Annotated in this window: 21 protein-coding genes and 1 pseudogene; 5 read left to right on the top strand and 17 right to left on the bottom strand. The window is 68.9% G+C overall.

The window, feature by feature from the left end:
* Nucleotides 1-108: 108 nt before the first annotated feature.
* From hemB to ACIBO2_RS48140, 5 genes are read right to left on the bottom strand one after another with little or no spacing between them, the layout of a single operon-like run.
* A complete protein-coding gene (gene hemB / locus ACIBO2_RS48120; protein ID WP_358546580.1) occupies nt 109-1,092 on the bottom strand; it encodes a porphobilinogen synthase in 984 nt (327 codons plus the stop codon).
* On the bottom strand, nt 1,089-2,645 hold the full coding sequence (locus tag ACIBO2_RS48125) for a bifunctional uroporphyrinogen-III C-methyltransferase/uroporphyrinogen-III synthase (RefSeq protein WP_358546583.1): 1,557 nt from the start codon (nt 2,643-2,645) through the stop codon (nt 1,089-1,091). Before ACIBO2_RS48125 ends, hemB begins: the two co-directional genes overlap by 4 nt.
* On the bottom strand, nt 2,642-3,547 hold the full coding sequence (gene hemC / locus ACIBO2_RS48130) for a hydroxymethylbilane synthase (protein WP_358546586.1): 906 nt from the start codon (nt 3,545-3,547) through the stop codon (nt 2,642-2,644). The genes ACIBO2_RS48125 and hemC overlap by 4 nt, the downstream gene beginning before the upstream one ends.
* A complete protein-coding gene (locus ACIBO2_RS48135) occupies nt 3,544-4,800 on the bottom strand; it encodes a glutamyl-tRNA reductase (protein ID WP_358546589.1) in 1,257 nt (418 codons plus the stop codon). Before ACIBO2_RS48135 ends, hemC begins: the two co-directional genes overlap by 4 nt.
* Nucleotides 4,797-5,474, bottom strand: coding sequence for a redox-sensing transcriptional repressor Rex (locus ACIBO2_RS48140; protein WP_358546592.1), 678 nt, complete (start codon nt 5,472-5,474; stop codon nt 4,797-4,799). The genes ACIBO2_RS48135 and ACIBO2_RS48140 overlap by 4 nt, the downstream gene beginning before the upstream one ends.
* A 116-nt stretch (nt 5,475-5,590) precedes the next feature.
* Between ACIBO2_RS48140 and ACIBO2_RS48145 the strand changes: the two genes are divergently transcribed.
* The gene (locus ACIBO2_RS48145; protein WP_357954639.1) at nt 5,591-5,827 is read left to right on the top strand and encodes a glutaredoxin family protein; all 237 of its coding nucleotides are present in this window, start codon (nt 5,591-5,593) and stop codon (nt 5,825-5,827) included.
* A 28-nt stretch (nt 5,828-5,855) separates the two neighbouring features.
* Here ACIBO2_RS48145 and ACIBO2_RS48150 read toward each other — a convergent pair whose 3' ends face one another.
* Nucleotides 5,856-7,439 (bottom strand): antibiotic biosynthesis monooxygenase, encoded by a 1,584-nt coding sequence (locus ACIBO2_RS48150; protein WP_358546595.1) that lies wholly within the window; start codon nt 7,437-7,439, stop codon nt 5,856-5,858.
* Between the two features lie 178 nt (nt 7,440-7,617).
* Between ACIBO2_RS48150 and ACIBO2_RS48155 the strand changes: the two genes are divergently transcribed.
* Entirely contained in the window at nt 7,618-8,256 is a 639-nt protein-coding gene (locus ACIBO2_RS48155) for a sigma-70 family RNA polymerase sigma factor (protein ID WP_357655008.1), read from the top strand.
* 68 nt (nt 8,257-8,324) lie between these two features.
* Nucleotides 8,325-8,957 (top strand): DUF5667 domain-containing protein, encoded by a 633-nt coding sequence (locus ACIBO2_RS48160; protein ID WP_397304473.1) that lies wholly within the window; start codon nt 8,325-8,327, stop codon nt 8,955-8,957.
* Between the two features lie 56 nt (nt 8,958-9,013).
* Here the strand turns inward: ACIBO2_RS48160 and ACIBO2_RS48165 are convergent, their stop codons facing one another.
* Together ACIBO2_RS48165 and ACIBO2_RS48170 are read right to left on the bottom strand one after the other, a co-directional pair.
* Entirely contained in the window at nt 9,014-9,661 is a 648-nt protein-coding gene (locus ACIBO2_RS48165; protein ID WP_397304524.1) for an RNA-guided endonuclease InsQ/TnpB family protein, read from the bottom strand.
* The gene (locus ACIBO2_RS48170) at nt 9,544-10,353 is read right to left on the bottom strand and encodes an RNA-guided endonuclease InsQ/TnpB family protein (RefSeq protein WP_397304474.1); all 810 of its coding nucleotides are present in this window, start codon (nt 10,351-10,353) and stop codon (nt 9,544-9,546) included. The genes ACIBO2_RS48165 and ACIBO2_RS48170 overlap by 118 nt, the downstream gene beginning before the upstream one ends.
* Before the next feature lie 52 nt (nt 10,354-10,405).
* On the opposite strand from ACIBO2_RS48170, the pseudogene tnpA reads away from it, so the two are divergent.
* Together tnpA and ACIBO2_RS48180 are read left to right on the top strand one after the other, a co-directional pair.
* Nucleotides 10,406-10,823: pseudogene (gene tnpA, locus ACIBO2_RS48175) on the top strand (IS200/IS605 family transposase).
* A gap of 129 nt (nt 10,824-10,952) precedes the next feature.
* Nucleotides 10,953-11,828, top strand: a complete 876-nt coding sequence (locus tag ACIBO2_RS48180; protein ID WP_357954629.1) for an HAD-IB family hydrolase — start codon at nt 10,953-10,955, stop codon at nt 11,826-11,828.
* A gap of 369 nt (nt 11,829-12,197) precedes the next feature.
* On the opposite strand, the gene ACIBO2_RS48185 is transcribed toward ACIBO2_RS48180, so the two are convergent.
* The 9 genes from ACIBO2_RS48185 to ACIBO2_RS48225 form a co-directional block, all read right to left on the bottom strand.
* A complete protein-coding gene (locus tag ACIBO2_RS48185; RefSeq protein WP_363992742.1) occupies nt 12,198-13,193 on the bottom strand; it encodes an LCP family protein in 996 nt (331 codons plus the stop codon).
* A gap of 2 nt (nt 13,194-13,195) precedes the next feature.
* Nucleotides 13,196-13,777 carry a sigma-70 family RNA polymerase sigma factor gene (locus tag ACIBO2_RS48190; protein ID WP_358546608.1) on the bottom strand — a complete coding sequence of 194 codons (582 nt, stop codon included), beginning with the start codon at nt 13,775-13,777 and terminating at the stop codon, nt 13,196-13,198.
* Between the two features lie 109 nt (nt 13,778-13,886).
* The gene (locus ACIBO2_RS48195; RefSeq protein ID WP_358546610.1) at nt 13,887-14,681 is read right to left on the bottom strand and encodes an SDR family NAD(P)-dependent oxidoreductase; all 795 of its coding nucleotides are present in this window, start codon (nt 14,679-14,681) and stop codon (nt 13,887-13,889) included.
* Nucleotides 14,682-14,728: 47 nt separating this feature from the next.
* Nucleotides 14,729-15,727 carry a HesA/MoeB/ThiF family protein gene (locus ACIBO2_RS48200; protein ID WP_397304475.1) on the bottom strand — a complete coding sequence of 333 codons (999 nt, stop codon included), beginning with the start codon at nt 15,725-15,727 and terminating at the stop codon, nt 14,729-14,731.
* A 106-nt stretch (nt 15,728-15,833) separates the two neighbouring features.
* Complete coding sequence (locus ACIBO2_RS48205; protein ID WP_397304476.1) at nt 15,834-16,730, bottom strand: lysophospholipid acyltransferase family protein; 897 nt, start codon at nt 16,728-16,730, stop codon at nt 15,834-15,836.
* On the bottom strand, nt 16,727-17,722 hold the full coding sequence (locus ACIBO2_RS48210) for an NAD-dependent epimerase/dehydratase family protein (RefSeq protein WP_363992738.1): 996 nt from the start codon (nt 17,720-17,722) through the stop codon (nt 16,727-16,729). The genes ACIBO2_RS48205 and ACIBO2_RS48210 overlap by 4 nt, the downstream gene beginning before the upstream one ends.
* A 22-nt stretch (nt 17,723-17,744) precedes the next feature.
* Nucleotides 17,745-17,843, bottom strand: a complete 99-nt coding sequence (locus ACIBO2_RS48215) for a 30S ribosomal protein bS22 (protein ID WP_018654693.1) — start codon at nt 17,841-17,843, stop codon at nt 17,745-17,747.
* 177 nt (nt 17,844-18,020) lie between these two features.
* Entirely contained in the window at nt 18,021-18,224 is a 204-nt protein-coding gene (locus ACIBO2_RS48220) for a helix-turn-helix domain-containing protein (protein WP_026214222.1), read from the bottom strand.
* Between the two features lie 312 nt (nt 18,225-18,536).
* Nucleotides 18,537-19,319 (bottom strand): phosphatase, encoded by a 783-nt coding sequence (locus ACIBO2_RS48225; RefSeq protein WP_358546618.1) that lies wholly within the window; start codon nt 19,317-19,319, stop codon nt 18,537-18,539.
* Nucleotides 19,320-19,325: the final 6 nt, after the last annotated feature.

Consider the following 19,325-nt stretch of genomic DNA (forward strand, 5'->3'; position numbering starts at 1 on the left):
GCCTGAAGAGGCCCCGGCTCCTGGCTGCAAAGCACACGCGGGACACACCAGCACTTGTTATTGCACTCTAACGCACAGGCCTCAGCGATCAACGGGAAACCCCCTGGTTCACAGGCGGCGCGCCACCTCGGTGGCCCAGTACGTCAGGATCAGGTCGGCGCCCGCGCGCTTGATCGAGACCAGCGACTCCATGATCATCCGGTCGCGGTCGATCCAGCCGTTGGCCGCGGCGGCCTCGATCATCGCGTACTCGCCGCTCACCTGGTAGGCCGCCACCGGCACGTCGACCTCGTCGCGGAAGCGCCTGATGACGTCCAGATAGGCCATCGCGGGCTTGACCATGACGGCGTCGGCGCCCTCCGCGAGGTCGAGGCGTAGCTCGCGCATCGCGTCCCCCAGCGGCCCGGCCGGGTCCTGCTGGTGGGTGCTGCGGTCGCCGAACTGCGGCGCGCACTCGGCGGCCTCGCGGAAGGGGCCGAAGAAGGCGGAGGCGTATTTGGCGGTGTAGGCGAGGATCGGCAGGTCAGCGAAGCCGTCGGCGTCGAGCGCCGCCCTGATGGCCCCGACCTGGCCGTCCATCATGCCGCTCGGCGCGATCATCTGGGATCCGGCCCTGGCCTGGGCGACCGCGATCGAGGCGTAGCGCTCCAGCGTCGCGTCGTTGTCGACGTCGCCGGAGTCGGTCAGCACGCCGCAGTGGCCGTGGTCGGTGAACTCGTCGAGGCAGGTGTCGGCCATGACCACCACCGCGTCGCCCACCTCGGCGCTCACCTCGCGCAGCGCGACCTGCAGGATGCCCTCGGGGTCGTCGGCCGCCGAGCCCCGCGCGTCCTTGACGGCGGGGATGCCGAACAGGATCACCCCGGACACCCCGGCGTCGGCGGCCTCGTGGGCGGCCTTGCGCAGCGAGTCGCGGGTGTGCTGGAACACGCCGGGCATCGAGGCGACCGGCTGCGGCTGGTCGATGCCCTCCTTGACGAACAGCGGCAGGATCAGGTCCGCGGGGTGCAGTCTGGTGCCCGCCACCATGCGCCGGATCGCGGGGCTGCGGCGGAGCCTGCGCGGCCGGGCGACCGGGTAGTCAGCACTCACTTGGCTCTCCTTCTGGCGCCTCTGCGGTTCTGCGACGGCCGGCGCGGGCTGTCGCCGGCGGCGAGGGCCGCCTGGCGTTGCTTGGCACCGTACGCGGCCAGCGCGGCGGCCAAGGCGGACGCCGACGGCCGGTCGGCCATGACGTCGACGCGCAGCCCGAACTCCTCGGCGGTCTTCGCGGTCTGCGGCCCGATCACCGCGATCACGGTGACGTTGTGCGGCTTGCCGGCGATGCCCACGAGGTTGCGCACGGTCGAGGAGGAGGTGAAGAGCACCGCGTCGAACCCGCCGCCCTTGATCGCCTCGCGGATCGGGGCGGGGGGCGGTGCGGCTCGTACGGTGCGGTAGGCCGTGACGTCGTCGCACTCCCAGCCTAGCTCTGTCAGGCCGGCCACGAGGGTATCTGTGGAAATGTCGGCCCGCGGCAGAAGCACCCGGTTGATCGGGTCGAGCATCGAGTCGTACGGCGGCCACTCGGCCACCAGGCCCTCCGACGACTGCTCGCCCGAGGGCAGCAGGTCGGGCTTGACGCCGAACTCGACCAGCGCCCGCGCGGTGGCGTCGCCCACGGCGGCCACCTTCAGCCCGGCGAAGGCGCGTGCGTCGAGGCCGTACTCCTCGAACTTCTCGCGCACCGCCTTGACCGCGTTGGAGCTGGTGAACGCCACCCACTCGTAGCGCCCGGTGACCAGGCCCTTGATCGCGCGGTCCATCTGCTGCGGCGTGCGCGGCGGCTCGACGGAGATGGTCGGCACCTCTTCCGGCACGGCGCCGTAGGAAGTGAGCTGCTCGGACAGCTTCTCGGACTGCTCCTTGGTGCGCGGCACCAGCACCCGCCAGCCGAACAGCGGCTTGGTCTCGAACCACGACAGCTTGTCGCGCTGCCCGACCGCGTCGCCGACGACGATCAGCGCGGGCTCGGTGAAGCCCGCGTGCTTGATGTCGGCCTGCAGCCTGGCCAGCGTCGAGACGACGGTGTACTGCTCGGTCGTGGTGCCGCCACTGCTGACCGCCACGGGCGTGCTGTCGGGCTTGCCACCGGCCACCAGCGCCTTGCCGATCGCCACGGCCCCGGCGAGGCCGTTGTAGATGACCAGCGTGCCCTGGCAGGCGGCGTGGGCGGCCCAGTCCTGCTCGTGCGCGGCGTCGACGATCCGGAACTCCGGCACGTCGGCCGCCGGCGGGATGCCCGCGTAGGTGAGCACCGCGGTCGCGGGCGGCACGCCGGGCACGATCTCGAAGTCCACCTCCGCCGCGGCGCAGGCCGCGACCTCCTCCTCGATCGAGCGGGCGATCGAGGAGAAGAGCATCGGGTCGCCCTCGCACAGGCGTACGACGAACTGCCCGGCCTTGGCGCGTTTGACGAGGTCGCCGGAGGCGATCTCCACGCCTTCTCTGCAGTGGCGCAGGAACGAGCCGAACAGCTCCTCGTCGAGGGCGACCGCGTCGGCCTTGGCCAGCAGTTCGGCGCCGCGGAGCGTGAGAAGGTTCGGATCGCCGGGGCCCGCGCCCACGAACGCGAGGAAACCGGAGGTTGGACTATCGGAGCTCAACGGGATTGCTCCCCCATCAATCTGTCGGCCCCTTCGGAGATCATCTCGGCCGCGAGGAGCTGGCCGAGTTTCACAGACTCGGAAGGAGAGCCGGCGGCGGACTTGCGCACCGCCTGCTGGCCGTCGATAGAGACGACCATGGCGGTGAGGTTAAGGGTCTGCCCGTCATCGACGGCGAAGGCACCCACGGGGGATGAGCAGCCGGCCTCGAGGGCGGACAGGACGGAGCGCTCGGCCGACACCGCGGAGCGCGTCCGCGGGTCGTCGAGCACACCGAGGAAGGAGATCAGGTCGGCGTTGCCGGAGAGACACTCCACGGCCAGGGCGCCCTGCCCTGGCGCGGGCAGTAGCTCCTCGACCTCGAAGATCTGCGCGATCTCCACGTCCCGGCCGATCCTGGTCAGGCCCGCCGAGGCGAGCACGACCGCGTCGACCTCGCCGGCGGCGATCTTGCCGATCCGGGTGTCGGCGTTGCCGCGGATCGGGACGTACTCGAGATCGGGGCGCAGCGCCCTGAGCATGGCGATCCGGCGCAGCGAGCCGGTGCCGATCCTGGCTCCGGTGGGCAGGTCGGCGAACTTCGCCGGGCCGACCAGCGCGTCGCGGTGATCGTGCCGGGCCACGATGGCGGCCAGCGTCACCCGCGGGTCCGGCTTGGTCGGCAAGTCTTTCAGCGAGTGGACGGCGAAGTCGATCTCGCCTTCGATCAGCTTGTCACGCAGCGCGCTGACCCACACGCCCGTGCCACCGAGCTGCGCCACCTGAGCCTTGGTCACGTCACCGAACGTGGTGACGCCGACCAGCTCGATGGCGCGCCCGGTCCGTTCGGTGTAGGAGTCGGCGACCATCTGCGACTGCGTGGTCGCCATCAGGCTGCGCCGGGTGCCCAAGCGCAGTGTCACAACTCCACCTCCCTCACGGCTTCGGGCATCTTCGGATCCAGGTCGAACAACTCGCGCAGCGCTTCGGCATAATGATCGCCTCCCGGGCTGGTGGCGAGCTGTTTGACACGCACAGTGGGCTCGTGAAGCAGCTTGTCGACGACCCGCTGCACAGTCTGCGCCACCTCGTCCCTGGCCTTGCCGTCGAGCTGGGGCATGCGCATCAGGAGCCGGCCCAGCTCGGCCTCGACCACGGTCGCCGCCTTGCTGCGCAGCGCCACCACGGTCGGAGTGACCTTGGCGGCTCGCTCGGCGGTGAGGAAGGCGGCCAGCTCCTCGGCGACGAGCCTGCGCACCGAGTCGACGGTGTCGCCCTCCCTTGAGCCTATGCCCGATTCCTGGATGGTCTCCAGGTCGACCAGCGTGACGCCGGGCACCTCGCGGACAGCGGGGTCGATGTCGTGCGGCAGTGCCAGGTCCAGCAGGAACGCGCCTGAGGGGACGATGTCGGGGGTGATGACGTGCCGGCCGCCGCCCGTGCAGGAGATGACGATGTCGGCCGTCGCGAGCTCTCGGGGAACCGCGGCGAACTCCACCGCCCTGCCGCCTACGGACGCCGCCAGGCGTACGCCTCGTTCGAAGGTGCGGTTGGCGACCACGATGTCGGTCACGCCCGCGCGGGCCAGCGTGGTGGCGGCCAGCGAGCTCATCGAGCCCGCGCCGACCACCAGCGCCCGGCGCCCGGCGAGGTCGCCCGCCAGCGCCAGTCCGGCGGTGACGAGGGAGGCGCCCGCCTTGTCGATGTCGGTGTCGGCGTGGGCGCGCTTGCCGACCCGCAGCGCCTGCTGCACCAGCTCGTTGAGGGTGGCGCCGATGGTGCCCTGCTTCTGCGCCAGGGTGAGCGCCCGGCGAACCTGGCCGAGGATCTGCCCTTCGCCCACGACCATCGAGTCGAGGCCGCAGGCCATCGCGAACAGGTGCTCGACGGCCTGGTCTTCGTAGTGGACGTAGAGGTGCGGCTGCAACTCTTCCACGGGGACGCCCGAGTGGACGCCCAGCAAGCGACTGATCGCGGTGACGGCGCCGTGGAAACGGTCGACGGCCGCGTAAACCTCTACTCGGTTGCACGTCGAGACCACCATGGCCTCGGCGACGCACACGTCCTGCTGCACGTCGTGCAGGAGCTTGACGAGCGCCTCGCCGGACACCGATACGCGCTCGAGCATGGCCACCGGAGCTGTCCGGTGGCTGAGTCCGATGGTGAGAAGACTCATTGACTGTCCACGGCCATAAGTGGCCCCCCTGCTTTGCGCTGCTCATGGAACGCAAGGATCTGCAGTTCTATTGATAGGTCGACTTTACGGACATCCACGCCATCTGGTACAGAAAGCACTACGGGCGCGAAGTTCAGGATGCTGGTGACCCCGGCCGCCACCACACGATCGCAGACTTCCTGCGCCGCTATCGCGGGTGTCGCCAGAACCACGATCGAGACCCCACGCCGTTCGATGACGGCTTCCAGGACGTCTATGTGCTCAACATTCAACCCCGCTATATCGTCGCCCACGACTTCGGGGTCGGCGTCGAGAAGCCCGGCCACACGGAAGCCCCTGGAGACGAAACCACCGTAATTGGCCAGTGCCCGGCCAAGGTTACCCACTCCGACGATGGCCACGGCCCAGTCCTGGGTCAGGCCCAGCTCGCGGGAGATCTGGTAGACGAGGTATTCGACGTCGTAGCCGACGCCTCGGGTGCCGTACGAGCCCAGATGGGACAGGTCCTTGCGGAGCTTCGCGGAGTTGACGCCCGCGGCCATGGCCAGATCTTCGGAGCTGACGGTCGCGGTGCCGCGTTCGGCCATCCCGTTCAACGCCCGCAGGTACAACGGGAGCCGGGCGACCGTTGCCTCGGGGATCCCGCGGTCACGGGACTGGGACGGGCTCTTCACGTGCCGGAGCTCCAGGGGACGAGCGGCCTGCCGGCCGCGTGAATGAAATCGAACCGCCTTTCAGGTTAATCCCTTTGTGAAGCGATGCACAAAGTCGGCACGATACGGTTGGGTGCATGCACCGCATCACGCTGCTCGGCAGGCCGGGCTGCCACCTCTGCGACGACGCGCGCGAGGTCGTCTCCCGCGTGGCGGGAGACCTGGGTGTGCCGTGGGAGGAGGTCGACATCGACTCCTCCGAGGAGTTGCGGGAGAAATACTGGGAGATGATCCCGGTCACTCTGGTCGACGGAGTCCAGCACGACTTCTGGCGGGTCTCCGAAGACCGGCTGCGCGCCGCGCTGAGCGGCTAGGACCCTGAGCGGTTAGAACGTTTAGTGACTAGAACATCGCGGTCGGGAGCGGTACGACCTTGGCGGCGTTGACGTTCAGCTCGATGATGTTGGTGGCCAGCACCATGGCCTGACGCTCGTTGACGAACCGCTCGACATGCGGCTGGCGCTGGTGGTCGCGGTAGGCCACCTCGTCGCGGTAGAGCTCATAGACGATGCGCTGCAGCGGGGCCGACTTGACCGCGTGGCAGGCGTAGATGAGCGTGTCTGGCTCGCCCCGGCGTACGGCCTCGACCGTGGCCTCCGCCAGGCGGTCGAACGCCTCGCCCGAGCCGTCCATGAGGGTGAAGACCGTCAGCATGCCGTAGATGCTCGGTGAGGGCCGGCTGGAGGCCGCCTGCTGCTGAGGCTGGGCTTGCGGGGCCGGCGCCCGCGCGGGCTGAGCCTGAGGAGGCTGGCCCTGAGGGGGCTGCTGGGCCGCGCGGGAGCCGGTGGAGAACAACTCGGCCCCCGGGTAGACCGCGCCCGTGGCGGGCATCCCGAAGTCCTGGGGACCGGTCTGCGGCCCGGCGCCGTGCCCGCCGTTCATGATGTAGCCGGTCGAGGGGCCTTGGTCGGGCGGCGGCGCCATCCGGGCGGCGTAGTCGACCGGCTGGTCGCCCGCCCGGTATTCGGCCACCAGATCGCCCAGGCCCGACCGGCGGGGCTGACCGGGAGGCGGCTGCTGCTGTTGCTGGGGCGGCCCCTGCATCGGCAAGTCGGCGAGCGGCTGGGGGAAGGGCTCCGACCGGGGGAAGGAGTCCGACGGGAGGAACGGCTCCGAGTGGGGGAAGGAGTCCGGCTGGGGGAAGGGGTCCCGATCCCGCATGGCCCGGCGGCCATGGGAGGACCGCTCAGCCGGCCGCTCGCCGGACCGCTCGCCGCGGTGGCCCTCGAACTCGTCGTCCTCGTCGTCGTCCTCGTACGGCGCCAGGGGGCGCAGCACGGCGTACCAGATGCCCGCGGCGGCCACCACGAACAGCGCGGTGGCGAAGAAGCCCGGCACCGCGAACCTCATCGCCCCGATGATCGCGATGCCCGAAGGCGCGATGACCATGACCGCGTGCAGGTTGTCGGTGTCGAGTTCGTCACCGTTGCGCCAGCGCAGCGCCGCGATCACCACGGCCGCCAGCATGATCAGCCCGGCGATGGAGTGCGCGCCGATCAGCAGGTAGCGGGGGATGACGTCCCAGTGCCCCTCGGCCGCGGGGAGCACCTTGCCCATCTCGCTGCCCCCGCTCACCGGGTCGAAGGTGAGCACCACCACGGCGACGACGGTGAACGCGATCCCGAACAGCCAGCCGGCGAATTTCGGCGGCACCTTCTCCGACAGGAGTTGGACCAGTCCGATGGCCAGCCAGAAGGGCGCGAGGAGGGATCCGGTCAGTTGGTAGACCTTGAAGGTGACGTCCCCGAACCCCATCAGATAGCCGACGCCGATCGCGCCGAGCGCCAGGCAGAGCGCGACGGCTGAAACGGTCCAGGCGATCAACCACCCCTCCACCTCGTCTCGCAGGCGCCGGACCAGGGCGACTGCGCCGATCGCGGCGAGGAGGGCACCGACAAAGGCTAGGACAGCAACGAGGATCTCCATGGTGACTCCAATGCTGCCGGACTATGCCTCCCAGCCGGTAGCCGAAGAGGGAACGGGTCGGTCCACACGGTATCGGCCGATTACGGCTAGTCATGCCTTCGCGAAGCGGATTGTGGAATTTCCGGTTGATTTCTAGAGTGTTCGAGCACGCCGCACCCCTTACCCCTAGGGATACCGGATGCCTGACTCGTGGCCGTTCGCCGGGCTGCTCCCACCAGCGGTCGCTGGTCCCGCCCGGACGAGCGAGCTTGCCGTGCGCGAAGAGATTCCCGATGACCTCCGCATGCTGGTGCTGCACGCCAAGACCGGAGACTCGGATGCCTTTGGCACGCTCTATGACCGATACGTGGATCTTGTCTATCGCTATATCTACTTCCGCGTCGGCTCGCATCCGCTGGCCGAGGATCTCACCAGCGAGACCTTCCTCCGCGCCCTGCGCCGGATCACCGACTTCACTTGGCAGGGCCGTGACTTCGGTGCCTGGCTGGTCACCATCGCCAGGAACCTGGTCACCGATCACTTCAAGTCCGGCCGCTATCGCCTGGAGATCCCGACCGGGGAGGTGATCGACGTCCCGCTCGACGGCCCGCACATCCCGGAGAACGCCGTCGTCACGGCCATCATCAACGACCGGATGCTCCGCGCCGTCCAGGATCTGAACCCCGAGCAGCAGGAATGCGTGGTTCTGCGGTTCCTGCACGGCCTGTCGCTCGCCGAGACCGCGTTGATCATGGGGAAGAAGAGTGGAGCGATCAAAGCCCTGCAGTTCCGAGCGATCCGGGCCCTGGCCAGGGCTCTCAAGCACGACCTGGCGTAACCTCCACCAGCGGCACGTCGTTAGGCAGATGTCACGATCGGATTCCCCGGCGGCGTCAGGGAGCTGTCATGGGTAGGGCGCGCAGATCGCGCGAGCGCGTGCTCGAACACCTCACAGAGCTGCGACGGCTCCCGCTGGGCGGGGGTCCGGCCCCCGCCTTCCGCGAACGTCTCCGCGCCGAGCTCCTGTCCGCGCAGCGCCTCCCCGAGCCCGTACGAGCCCGCCGCTCCCATCGCCGTCCTGGGCGGCGGCTCTCCTGGCTCTCCCAGGCCGCCACGTTCGGCCTGGCGGCGGCCATGATGCTGTCGGCCTTCGTCACCTACCACGCGCTGCCCGGCGACACTCTCTACCCGCTCAAGCGCGCCGCGGAGAGCACGCTGGTCCGGCTCAGCACCGACGACGTGCAGCGGGCCGAGCGCGAGCTGGTCTCGGCCAAGACCCGGGCGGCCGAGGTCGCCCAGCTGCTCGGCTCGTCCGGCGACGGACCGCTGGTCACCAAGACGCTCAAGGAGATGGAGGACTCGACCCGGTCCGGCATCAGGAGGCTGGAGCGAGCCGAGCCGCGCTCACCGAAGATCAACCGGTTCGCGCGCGACCAGAAGACCATGGTCGAACCAATGCTCGAACGGATGGACGGGGATCAACAGGACAAGGCGACGGGCTACCTCGACTACATAGACGGGCTTGTGGCCCCGCGCTAGTTGACTTGCTCTCCGTTCTCAAGGGACGGAGGTTCCCGTGCCGCTTGCGCGGCAGCTCATGCCGCTTGCGCGGCTCGCGCTGTGGAACGGGGTGCTTGACGCTTCACGGACCCGGATGGGTCTCCACGCCCTGGAACGACCAGCCCGGCCGCCCGATATCTGACCAACGTGTTCTTCGCCCCGACGATGTCGGCGTGCTCGGTGTGCCCGCAGGCGGTGCAGGAGAAGACCGCTTGGCTCTCGCGGCTCTTCTCATCCACCTTTCCACAGGCAGGTGCCGGGCATGTTTGTGAGGTGTACGGGGCCGGGACCTTCGCCACGACGGTCCCGCTGTAGCGGGCCTTGCTCCGCAGGGCGCTCTCCAGGCCGTACCAGCCCTTGTCCAGGATCGCCTTGTTCAAGGCGGACTTCGCCGCCGCCCCGTTGCGCAGGTATCGGCCCACCTGGCCGGAGTCGGGCTTGGGCCGCACACTGGTGGTCATACCGTCGATGTTGAGGTTCTCCAGGACCACGATGGCGTAGCGGTGGGTGAGGCGGTGCGCGGTCTGGGCGTTGAAATCCGTACGACGCCACCGGACGCGGCGCATCATGTCGCCCATCGCCGCGACGACATGTTCACGCTGCCGGGAGCCCTTCTTCGACCGGGCAAGCCGCCGCTCGAGTCGCAGATAGCGTTCCGCCTCGCCCGGAGTGAGGAACCCCAGATCAGGCTGCCTGTCCTGTTGCGCTCAGGGGGTGGCACCAGGCTGGACAAGCTGCCGGTTCCGGCGTGGCGGCGATCGAAGAACTCCCCGTCGGAGGTGACCGCGGCCGTGAGCACACCCCGGTCTACCCCGACGTGCCGGTCGGGATGGAGGTGGCGTTCAACCTGAGCCAGGCCGTCCTCCACCAGGAACGAGATGAACCAGTGCCTGCCATCGCGAGAGACGGTCGCAGACTTCACCGCCCCGCCCAGCGGGCGCGACATCCGGAACCTCACCCACCCGAATTTCGGCAGGAACACCCGGCCCCACCCGCCCTTGATCCGCTCGACGGAGATGTGTTTCGCGGTGGGGAACCGAAACGACGGCTTCCACTTCGTCCGCGACTTCCAACGCACCTTCCAGGTGCCGTGCTGTCGGCACGCCTGGTCCAGGTCCTTCAGCGTCTGCTGGATGACCTGGGCGGGGGCGTCGGCGAGCCAGTCGCAGTACGGGTCCTTCTTCGCCTCGGCGAGTTGTGCGCACTGCTCCTCGTAACTGAGGTAGGCGCCTCGCCGCCGGTATTCGCGGCGCTGTTCGAGGCCGGTGTTCCACACGCTGCGGCAGATCCCGCCCAGCCGCTCGGCGAACATCTGTTGCCCGAAGTCGAACTCCAGCCGGCACCTGCGACCCGCCAACACGAGGGAACGCCCCATCAACTGTGCGACACTCACCTGCCATCGACTCGAACACACTATCATCTGGTCTATGAGCCAGGAAGTGGAATACCGACGAGGCAGACATGCGGTTTCTGCGATGCATGTCCATCTGGTCTTTGTGACCAAACAGCGGCGAGGCATGTTCAACAACGAGATGCTGCGACGCTGCGAGGACATCATGATCGAGGTGTGCGACAGTTTCGAGGCCGAACTACGCGAGTTCAACGGCGAAGACGACCACGTCCACCTCCTTGTCCACTACCCCCCGAAGATGGCGGGTCTCCAAACTCGTCAACTCGCTGAAGGGCGTCTCATCCCTTTATCTGCGCAAGGAGTTCCCCGGCCGCGTAGACCAGGCCATCATGCACGGCCCCTTCTGGTCACCCTCTTACCTCGCCGCCTCCTGTGGCGGAGCCCCACTCACCATCATCGAGGCCTACATCGAACAACAGCGCCGCCCCACCTGACCGCTTCCGGGTCCGCGCTACGTACCCCGGGCTGTCCCGCCTCCGGCGGGCCATCTGACAGGACCGCATTCATCCCCGGCCCGAACCGAAGGCCGAGGCTTTCAGCGGACCTTCGATAAGCTGAGGCGCATGTGGCGGCTAATGCGACGACAGCGCGAGGCGGAGGCGGAGCTCGCCGGCGAGGCCGCAGCGGCGGCCGCGGTGACGGTGACCCCTACGGAGCCCGACCAGCAGGCGGCCGCCTTCTTCGACGTCGACAACACGATGATGCGCGGCGCCTCCATCTACCACTTCGCCAGGGGCCTGGCGACGCGCGGCCTGTTCACCACCTCCGACCTGTTCAAGTTCGCCGTCGGCCAGGCGGTGTTCCGGCTGCGCGGCAACGAGAACCCCGAGCACATCGCGGTGGCCCGCGAGACCGCGCTGGCGTTCGTCGCGGGCGCGAAGGTCGACGACGTGATCCGGCTGGGCGAGGAGATCTACGACGAGGTCATGTCCGACCGCATCTGGGGCGGCACCCGGGCGCTCGCGCAGAGCCACCTCGACCGCGGCCAGCGCGTCTGGCTGGTCACGGCCACGCCGGTCGAGCTGGCCAGGGTCATCGCCCAGCGGCTCGGTCTGACCGGCGCGCTCGGCACCGTGGCCGAGACCACCAATGGCGTCTACACCGGACGGCTGGTCGGCGACCTGCTGCACGGCCCGGCCAAGGCCGAGGCGGTGCGGGCGCTGGCCCGCCGGGAGGGCCTCGACCTCACCCGGTGCACCGCCTACAGCGACTCGGCCAACGACCTGCCCATGCTGTCGCTGGTCGGCAAGCCGGTGGCCATCAACCCCGACAGCGAGCTGCGCGAGCACGCCAAGAAGCACGACTGGCCGATCAAGGACTTCCGCACCGGCAGAAAGGCGACGCTGACCGCCCTGCCGATCGCCGCGGGCGTCGGAGCGGTGGCCGGCGGCATCGCCGCCGGCATCGCCCTCCGCAAGCACTACCGCTCAACGCAGTAGCCGCCCCGGCCCTCCCTCCAGCCCTCGGCCACGACGGACCGACTGCTCCCTGGCCCCGGAGGGGGATCCCCAAAGGCCCCCAGCCACGACGGGCCGGCTCCTCCCCCTCCCCGAGGGGGATATCCCCATGGCTCCAGCCACAATGAACCGGCTTCTTCCGCTCCCCCGGAGGGGGATCCCCAAAGGCCCCCAGCCACCACGGACCGGCCGCGTCCCCTCCCCCGGAGGGGGTATCCGTCCAAGGGACCCCAGCCGCCACAGACCGGCCGCGTCCCCTCCCCCGGAGGGGGTATCCGTCCAAGGGACCCCAGCCGCCACAGACCGTCACACGGATCGAGACGGTCATGTGGACGAACCCCCCAGGGGCAACTACCGCAAGCTGGCGAAGAGCTGCTCCGCCTCCGGCTGCTTCCACACGATCCGGTTCCGGTCGTCGGGATCGGGCTCCCAGGGGACCATGACGAAGGGCATCTTGGTCTTCTCCAGCGTCTCGGCGATGCCGATCATGGTGTCGAGGTCGAACTCCGGGTCGGTCTTGAACGACTTGCCGGCCGTGGTGAGGAAGGACCGCAGGGCCGCCGGATCCTTCAGCCACTGCTTGGCCTTCTTCAGCATCGACATCATGAGCACCTGCTGGCGCTTGATGCGCTGGATGTCCGACCCGTCGCCGTAGTGACGCAACCGAATGTAGCCCAGCGCCTGCTTGCCGTTGAGCAAGTGCTTGCCCGCGGAGAGCCTCAGCTTCGCGTTCTTGTCATCCACCGCCTGCGGCAACGTGACCTCGACCCCGCCGAGGGCGTTCACGATGGCCTCCACGCCCGAGAACTCGACCTCCATCATGTGGTCGACACGCACCTTCGTCAGCGTCTCGACCGTCTTCACCGAACAGGCGAGACCGCCGATACGGAACGCCTGATTGATCATGTCTTTCCTGGCCGGCTGGGACCCGCAGGCGGGGATCCGCACCATCGAGTCCCTGGGGAAGGAGATGATCGTGGCCTTCGTCCGGTCGGCCGGCAGATGCAGCAGCAGGAGAGTGTCGGAGCGGGCTCCGTTGTCGAACCTGTCCGAACCTCCCTGGCTGTCGCTGCCGACCAGGAGCACGTTCAGCACGCCGCTCGCATTGGCCGGGCGGGCACCCGCCGGCGGCGTCACGGTCTGCCGGCCCGCCAGCATCAGTGTGGGCACGGCGACCGTGGCCACCGTGGCCATCGTGGCCACCCCGACGAGGCCCGTCAGCAGCCACGTCAGCCGCCTGCGCCGCGGTCTGGCCTGGAGCAGGCGCTGCCGCTGGCGGACCAGCGTCGCCGGAGGCTGGTGTTCGAGCTCCCTGCCGAGGTCGCGGAGCATCTTCAGGTCGTCCATCGTCACTCCTCCTCAAGCATCGGGTTGGTGTCGCCGAGCGCCGCGCGTACCTTCCGCCTGCCCCTGTTGAGGCGGGAGCGTACGGTGCCGATCGGGATACTGAGCGCCTGCGCGACCTCGTCGTACGTCAGGTCGCCCCACGCGATCAGCAGGAGTACGTCGCGGTCCTTGGCGGGCAGGGCGGCCAGCGCGCTGGCCAGTTCGGGGCGCGACGCCTGCGCGGTCACCCCGGCGGCCACGCGGTCGGCCGGGGACTCCACGTCGGCGTCGACAGGGGCGCGCTGCAGGGCGCGGTAGCGGGCCGCCTCGGTGCGATGGTGCCGGGAGACGAGCTTGGTCAGGATGCCGAAGAGCCACGGCCGGGCGTCTGGATAGCTCGGGTCGTAGCTCTTCCTGCGGGAGAAGGCGACCAGGAACGTCTCGCCGACGATGTCCTCGGCGGGCTCGGGGCCCAGCCGTTTGGAGACGTACCTGTAGAGCATGGCGGAGTAGCGGTCGAAGAGCTCGGCGAACACTTCAGGATCGGTTAACGAAGCGTGCACGAGGTCGGCGTCCGCACCCCTGGTGGCGGGTTGCGTGATCATCTCCGCCCTTCTGCGGGGGAAGTCGGTCAGGGATGTATCACCACAACCCGCCATTCAGGTTCACGGTGGTCCGCGTTCAGCGGGCCACCGCAAGCCGCGGAGTTCGCGCTCACACCTCCTTGACGCAACCTCCGTCGATCACGATGTCGGCGCCCGCCGTGCTGCCGGAGCGGGGCGAGACCAGGAGCGCGATCGCGTCGGCGACCTCCTGCGGGGTGACCAGGCGGCCGGTCGTCAGCTTCATCATCTCCGGGGCCACCTTGGTGATCAGGTTGTCCCGGTCGGCGCCGACCATGCCCGCGAAGACGTCAGCCGCGCCGCCCTCGTCGGTCCACCAGGGGGTGAGCACGGGCCCGGGAGAGACGGTGTTGACCCGGATGCCCTGCGGGCCGTACTCCTCGTCGACCGCCTTGCTGACGAAGGTGAGGGCCGACTTGGCCGCGCCGTAGTCCATGTTCACCGCCGAAGGCTGCCGGGCGGTGACGGAGGAGACGTTGACGATCGCGCCGCCGCCGCCCTCCAGCATCACCGGTACGGCGGAGCGGATCATCCGGAGTACCGAGAACAGGTTGAACTCGAACATCGCCCGCCAGGTGTCGTCGTCCGAGGTCATGAACCCGGCGTGCGGCAGCGTCACGCCGGGCGGCGGGCCACCGGCGTTGTTGACCAGGATGTCCAGCCGCCCGAACTCCTCGACGGCACGGGCGACCACCTCGGCGGGCGCCTGCGGGTCCATCAGGTCGACCGGTACGTGCACCGCCTTGTCGGGCAGCTCGGGGGTGCGGGTCCTGGAGGCCGCGACGACGTGGGCGCCCTCCTCGATCAGGGTCTGTGTCACGGCCAGGCCGATGCCCTTGGACGCCCCGGTGACGATGGCGACGCGGCCGGTAAGTTGCAGATCCATATTTTTTCCTTCCGGTGTTGTCTCAGTTGGAGAACACCGGCGGCCCGCTACTGGTTGCAGGTGCAGCGAGGACCATCGAGGAAGTGCAGCTCACCGTGGGCGAAGTCCAGGTGGGCGCGGCGGTTGAGCGTGGGGCATTCGGACGTGGCGATGTACTGGACGATGTCGTGCACGGCCCAGGCCGCGATGACCGTGTTGGTGGCGCCGAACGACCACGGCGTGGGGCCGTGACCGCCCTCCAGCCGCCGCTCGCGCGACAGCCCGGCCTCACGGGCGTGCTCGAAGCAGGTGTGGCAGTGCCCCTCGCGGGGCGACAGGAGCGGGCCCCAGTGGCCGTGCTCGTGGGCGACCGCCGCGCGGCTCATGGCCACGTCACGTTCGCGGCACCACCGCCAGACCGTGTCGGCCAGCTCGGCGGGCTCGTCGGCGCCGATGAGGACGAGGTCCACATGGGGCAGGCCGTCGAGGTCGGCCGCACTGGCGACGCGCCGCCGTACGGACACCACCTCGGTCTCGGGCGCGAAGTCGAGCAGCCGCGCGCTGAGCGCGTCGACCTTGGGCACGCCCACGTCTCTCGTCGTGTACGGCAGCTGCCTGTTGAGGTTGTGCAGCTCGACCACGTCGGGATCGACGGCCACGATGCGCCCGACCCCGGCGGCGCCCAGGTGCTGGGCCGCGACCGCGCCGATGCCGCCCACGCCGAGGAGCATGACCGAGCAGGCGGCGATCCGCGACTGGAGCTCGCGCGCGTCGGGGGCGAACAGCGTCAGGTAGCCGTGCTGGCGGGCGAGCCGGCCGGTGGACTCGGCCGCCGACTGCGGCGGCTCCGAGGTGAGCCACCCCATGTGCGTCAGCGCCGCCACCAGGTCGGCCAGCAGCCGGTCCGCGTGGATGTCACTGTCGTCGACGCCGTCCCGCAGCAGCGTGACCGCCTGCTCGACGCGGTCGAGGTCGCCCCGCAGCGATAAACCGTCACGTGAGCCGGTCGACAGGATCACCTGGTCGCCGGCGTTCGTGACGAGCACGGAGTCGACGAGCCGTCTCATGCACGCTCCCTAGGTGTCGAACCCATGGGTGTCCAGCCGCCGTCTTGCCTTGCTCGGTTTCCCCATCCTTGATGGCTTGACCGATCATGTCAAGATTCTGTTGAGTTCAGAAGAATGGCGGAAAGGCGGGGCCGCGGCGCAGCCTCAGCTCGTTGAGCATCTGCTGGATGATCTCGCGGATGTGATCGGTGAGATTGAACACCAGCACCGGATCGTCGGCGTCCGCCGCGTCGTACTCGTCGGTACGGATAGGCTCCCCGAACTGGATCATCCACTTCGACGGCAGCGGCACCAGGCCGAGCGGGCCGAGCAGCGGGAAGAGCGGGGTGATCGGCAGATAGGGCAGGCCGAGCAGCCTGGCCAGCGTCGGCAGATCGCCGATCTTGGGGTAGATCTCCTCGGCGCCCACGATGGCGGTGGGCAGGATCGGCACCCCGGCGCGGATCGCCGACGCGACGAACCCGCCGCGGCCGAAGCGCTGCAGCTTGTAGCGCTCGGAGAACGGCTTGCCGACGCCCTTGAACCCCTCGGGGAACACCCCGACCAGCTCGCCCTTGCGCAACAGCCGGTCGGCGTCCTCGCGGCAGGCCAGCGTGTGGCCGGTCTTGCGCGACAGGTGGGCGAGCATCGGGAGCTGGTAGACCAGGTCGGCGCCGAGCAGCCGCAGCGGCCGGTCCGCCTCGTCGTGCAGCGCCACCTGCATCATCAGCGCGTCGACCGGCAGCGTGCCGGAGTGGTTGGCCACGACCAGCGCGCCGCCCTCCTCGGGCACGTTCTTCAGATCGACCGTCTCGACCCTGAACCAGTGGTGGTAGAGGGGCCTGATCAGCTCCAGCAGCACCTTGTCCGTCAGCTCTGCGTCATAGCCGAACTCATCGACCTCGTAGTCGCCGGTGATGCGCCGCCGGATGAAGGCCAGCAGCCTGGCGAGCGGCTCCGGCTCCTCGAAGGAGGGTGCCGAGCTGATGGGGATCACGCGGGCCTCGTCGTTCGGAACGCTCAATGCCGCACACCTCCGAGCGGGTGCAGCCCCCGCGAGAGCAGAAAGTCGTCGAAAGCCGCTCCGGTGGTGAACTTGGGCTTCCAGCCCAGCTCGGCCTCCAGCCTGGAGCAGTCGACCGCCCGGCCATGGCTCATCAGCCGGACCTGCTCGGGCGAGTAGTCGACCAGGCCGGCACGGCGCGCGGCATCGCCCAGCAGGCGGAAGGCGGGCGCGAACAGCGGCAGCGACAGCCGCCCAGCCCGGCGCGCGCACTGCGACAGCAGCAACACGCCTGCCCCGGCCACGTTGTACGTGCCGGGGTGATCTTCGGTCGCCATCCGCCGCAGCACCTCGATCGCGTCGTCCTCATGGACGAACTGCAGCCGCGGGTCGAAGCCGAACACGGTCGGCAGCACCGGCTGGGTGAAGTAGCGGGTGAGCGGCGAGTCGACGCCGGGACCCATGAAGTTGGCGAAGCGCAGCAGCGAGACCGCCATGTCGGGCCGGCGGCGCGCGAAACCGCGCACGTAGCCCTCCACCTCGGCCGCGTCCTTGGCGTAGCCGTGGCTCGGGCCGTCGTGCGGCTCCAGGTCCTCCGTGAACACCGCCGGATCCCGTGGCGACGAACCGTAGACGGCGGTGGTCGAGCGGACCACCACGCGCCGCACGGTCGCCGACCGCTGGCAGGCACCGAGCAACTGCATGGTGCCGATGACGTTGTGCTCCTTCATCACGGCCCTGCCCGCGCCCCGCGACGGAGCGCTGACCAGGCTCATGTGCACAACGGTGTCGATGTCGGCAGCCGCGATCACCTGAGCGATGTCGGGGCTGCGCAGATCGACCCGGACGAACTCCGTCCGGCCGAGGGAGATGCCGCCATCTCGCGTCAGCGAGGGGGGCGGCACGGTGTCCACTCCGATGACGCGACTGATGTCCGGGTCGGCGGCGAGCACGCTCGCCATCCGAGCGCCCACGTGGCGCGAGACCCCGGTGACGAGCACGGTGTGGGTCATCAGCGCCTCGCAGCTGCGTCTGTTACTTCTTGTTGCGCCGCTGGATGCGCGTCTTCTTGAGCAGCTTGCGGTGCTTCTTCTTGGCCATCCGCTTGCGGCGCTTCTTGATCACAGAGCCCACGGGACCCCCAGGTACTGATAGCAGATCTGAACCGATGCGCGAGCGCACACCGGATCACAGCCTACCGGCGATCGGCTGTGGATCGCCCCCTGGGGGGTGAGCCCGGCCGCTCGGTGGCGGCCGGGCGTCTCCCACGACGGCATTCACGGCGTGTGGCATACGCCGCTACCTCAAGATCTACCCTGCCTCGATGTAGGCCTCCCGCAGATAGTCGTGGACCGCCTGCTCGGGCACCCTGAACGACCGGCCGACTCGGATGGCCGGCAGCTCGCCAGAGTGCACCAGGCGGTACACCGTCATCTTGGACACCCGCATGACCGTGGCCACTTCCGCCACCGTCAGGAACTTCACCTCACTGAGAGGTCTTTCGCCTGCACCCATCGGACGCCTCTTCCGCACGTGTTTACGGGTTATCCCCACTGGTGCCACTGCTCACGCACGTGTACTGCCGTCAGCGTAAGTCGGGACTCCGACAGCGCAAACCCCCTATTTTCTCAGCTGACGGAGCTACCTGTCAGCCAAACCAGCAAAATCGCTGGTTAACCACCGGCTTGAGCACCTCGCCTGGACGTTGGAACTGTCCAACTTGTCACACATAAGAGTCGCCCAGGCCCCCTCAAAAGTTGGCAAAGGGACTGCGAGCCTCTTGGAATGCAGGCGCGAAAAGACGGTATGGGGATGACCGAATTGAACTCAAAGGGCCTGTGAGGCTCGTGTGACCAGATGGGCGATCAGCGGCTCGTAGTAGCGCGGTAGCACATTGTCATCCAGTGGCACGACCACGTCGATCTTGCCCTCGGCCTCGCCTAGGAAGAGTCCGGGGTCGTTGCTGTCGGCGAACGCCACCGTCGGCACACCCGCCTCTCCAGCCGCTCCCGCCCAGCCGTGGTCGGCGATGACGAGGTCCGGCGTGACCTCGCCCAGGACGGTCAGCATCCGCTCCATCGGGGCGGAGTCGTGGGTGTGCACGAATCCGCCCTTGTCATCGAGCATGGCGATGTCCTGGAGGTAGCGGATCTTACGGGCACGTCCGAAACCCGACCCGGAGTAGGTCCAGCCCTCGGCCGGTGTCAGCAGCGTCGCCCCGCGCTCCACGGCGAGCCGGGCGAGCGCGAGGTGGACGACGAGCAGGCCCGTGGGGTGCCCGGTGGCGAACAGCAGCCGCGGCTTGTCCCGCGACAGCACGCCGGCGATCCGGTCGGCCATGGCGTCGAGCGCGTCGATCGTCAGGTCGGGGTCGATGGTGTCCTGGCCCCAGCGGTGTCCCGCGTCGGCCTGCACGCCCGCCGCCTTGACCATCTGCGCGAGGACGTCCCGGAACGACCACGGCTGCTCAAGGGTCAGTCCCAGCAGGTAATAGGGATCGCGGTTGGCCACCGAGCTGTAGTGGTCGAGATTGTTCTCGCGCGACGTGGCGACCTCGCCGGCGATCCGGGTGCGGACCAGGTGTTCGCGGAGTTGGTCGCGGCTGAGCACAGCTCT

Source organism: Nonomuraea sp. NPDC050022, from assembly GCF_044460705.1.
In the GTDB taxonomy this organism is placed as follows: Bacteria; Actinomycetota; Actinomycetes; order Streptosporangiales; family Streptosporangiaceae; genus Nonomuraea.

Excerpts from the sequence above, each read along its gene's own strand:
- ACIBO2_RS48135 (WP_358546589.1), bottom strand. The coding sequence starts at position 4,800 with ATGAGTCTTCTCACCATCGGACTCAGCCACCGGACAGCTCCGGTGGCC.
- ACIBO2_RS48145 (WP_357954639.1), top strand. The coding sequence starts at position 5,591 with ATGCACCGCATCACGCTGCTCGGCAGGCCGGGCTGCCACCTCTGCGAC.
- ACIBO2_RS48150 (WP_358546595.1), bottom strand. The coding sequence starts at position 7,439 with ATGGAGATCCTCGTTGCTGTCCTAGCCTTTGTCGGTGCCCTCCTCGCC.
- ACIBO2_RS48155 (WP_357655008.1), top strand. The coding sequence starts at position 7,618 with ATGCCTGACTCGTGGCCGTTCGCCGGGCTGCTCCCACCAGCGGTCGCT.
- ACIBO2_RS48160 (WP_397304473.1), top strand. The coding sequence starts at position 8,325 with ATGGGTAGGGCGCGCAGATCGCGCGAGCGCGTGCTCGAACACCTCACA.
- ACIBO2_RS48170 (WP_397304474.1), bottom strand. The coding sequence starts at position 10,353 with ATGGGGCGTTCCCTCGTGTTGGCGGGTCGCAGGTGCCGGCTGGAGTTC.
- ACIBO2_RS48180 (WP_357954629.1), top strand. The coding sequence starts at position 10,953 with ATGTGGCGGCTAATGCGACGACAGCGCGAGGCGGAGGCGGAGCTCGCC.
- ACIBO2_RS48185 (WP_363992742.1), bottom strand. The coding sequence starts at position 13,193 with ATGGACGACCTGAAGATGCTCCGCGACCTCGGCAGGGAGCTCGAACAC.
- ACIBO2_RS48190 (WP_358546608.1), bottom strand. The coding sequence starts at position 13,777 with ATGATCACGCAACCCGCCACCAGGGGTGCGGACGCCGACCTCGTGCAC.
- ACIBO2_RS48195 (WP_358546610.1), bottom strand. The coding sequence starts at position 14,681 with ATGGATCTGCAACTTACCGGCCGCGTCGCCATCGTCACCGGGGCGTCC.
- ACIBO2_RS48200 (WP_397304475.1), bottom strand. The coding sequence starts at position 15,727 with ATGAGACGGCTCGTCGACTCCGTGCTCGTCACGAACGCCGGCGACCAG.
- ACIBO2_RS48210 (WP_363992738.1), bottom strand. The coding sequence starts at position 17,722 with ATGACCCACACCGTGCTCGTCACCGGGGTCTCGCGCCACGTGGGCGCT.
- ACIBO2_RS48220 (WP_026214222.1), bottom strand. The coding sequence starts at position 18,224 with ATGGGTGCAGGCGAAAGACCTCTCAGTGAGGTGAAGTTCCTGACGGTG.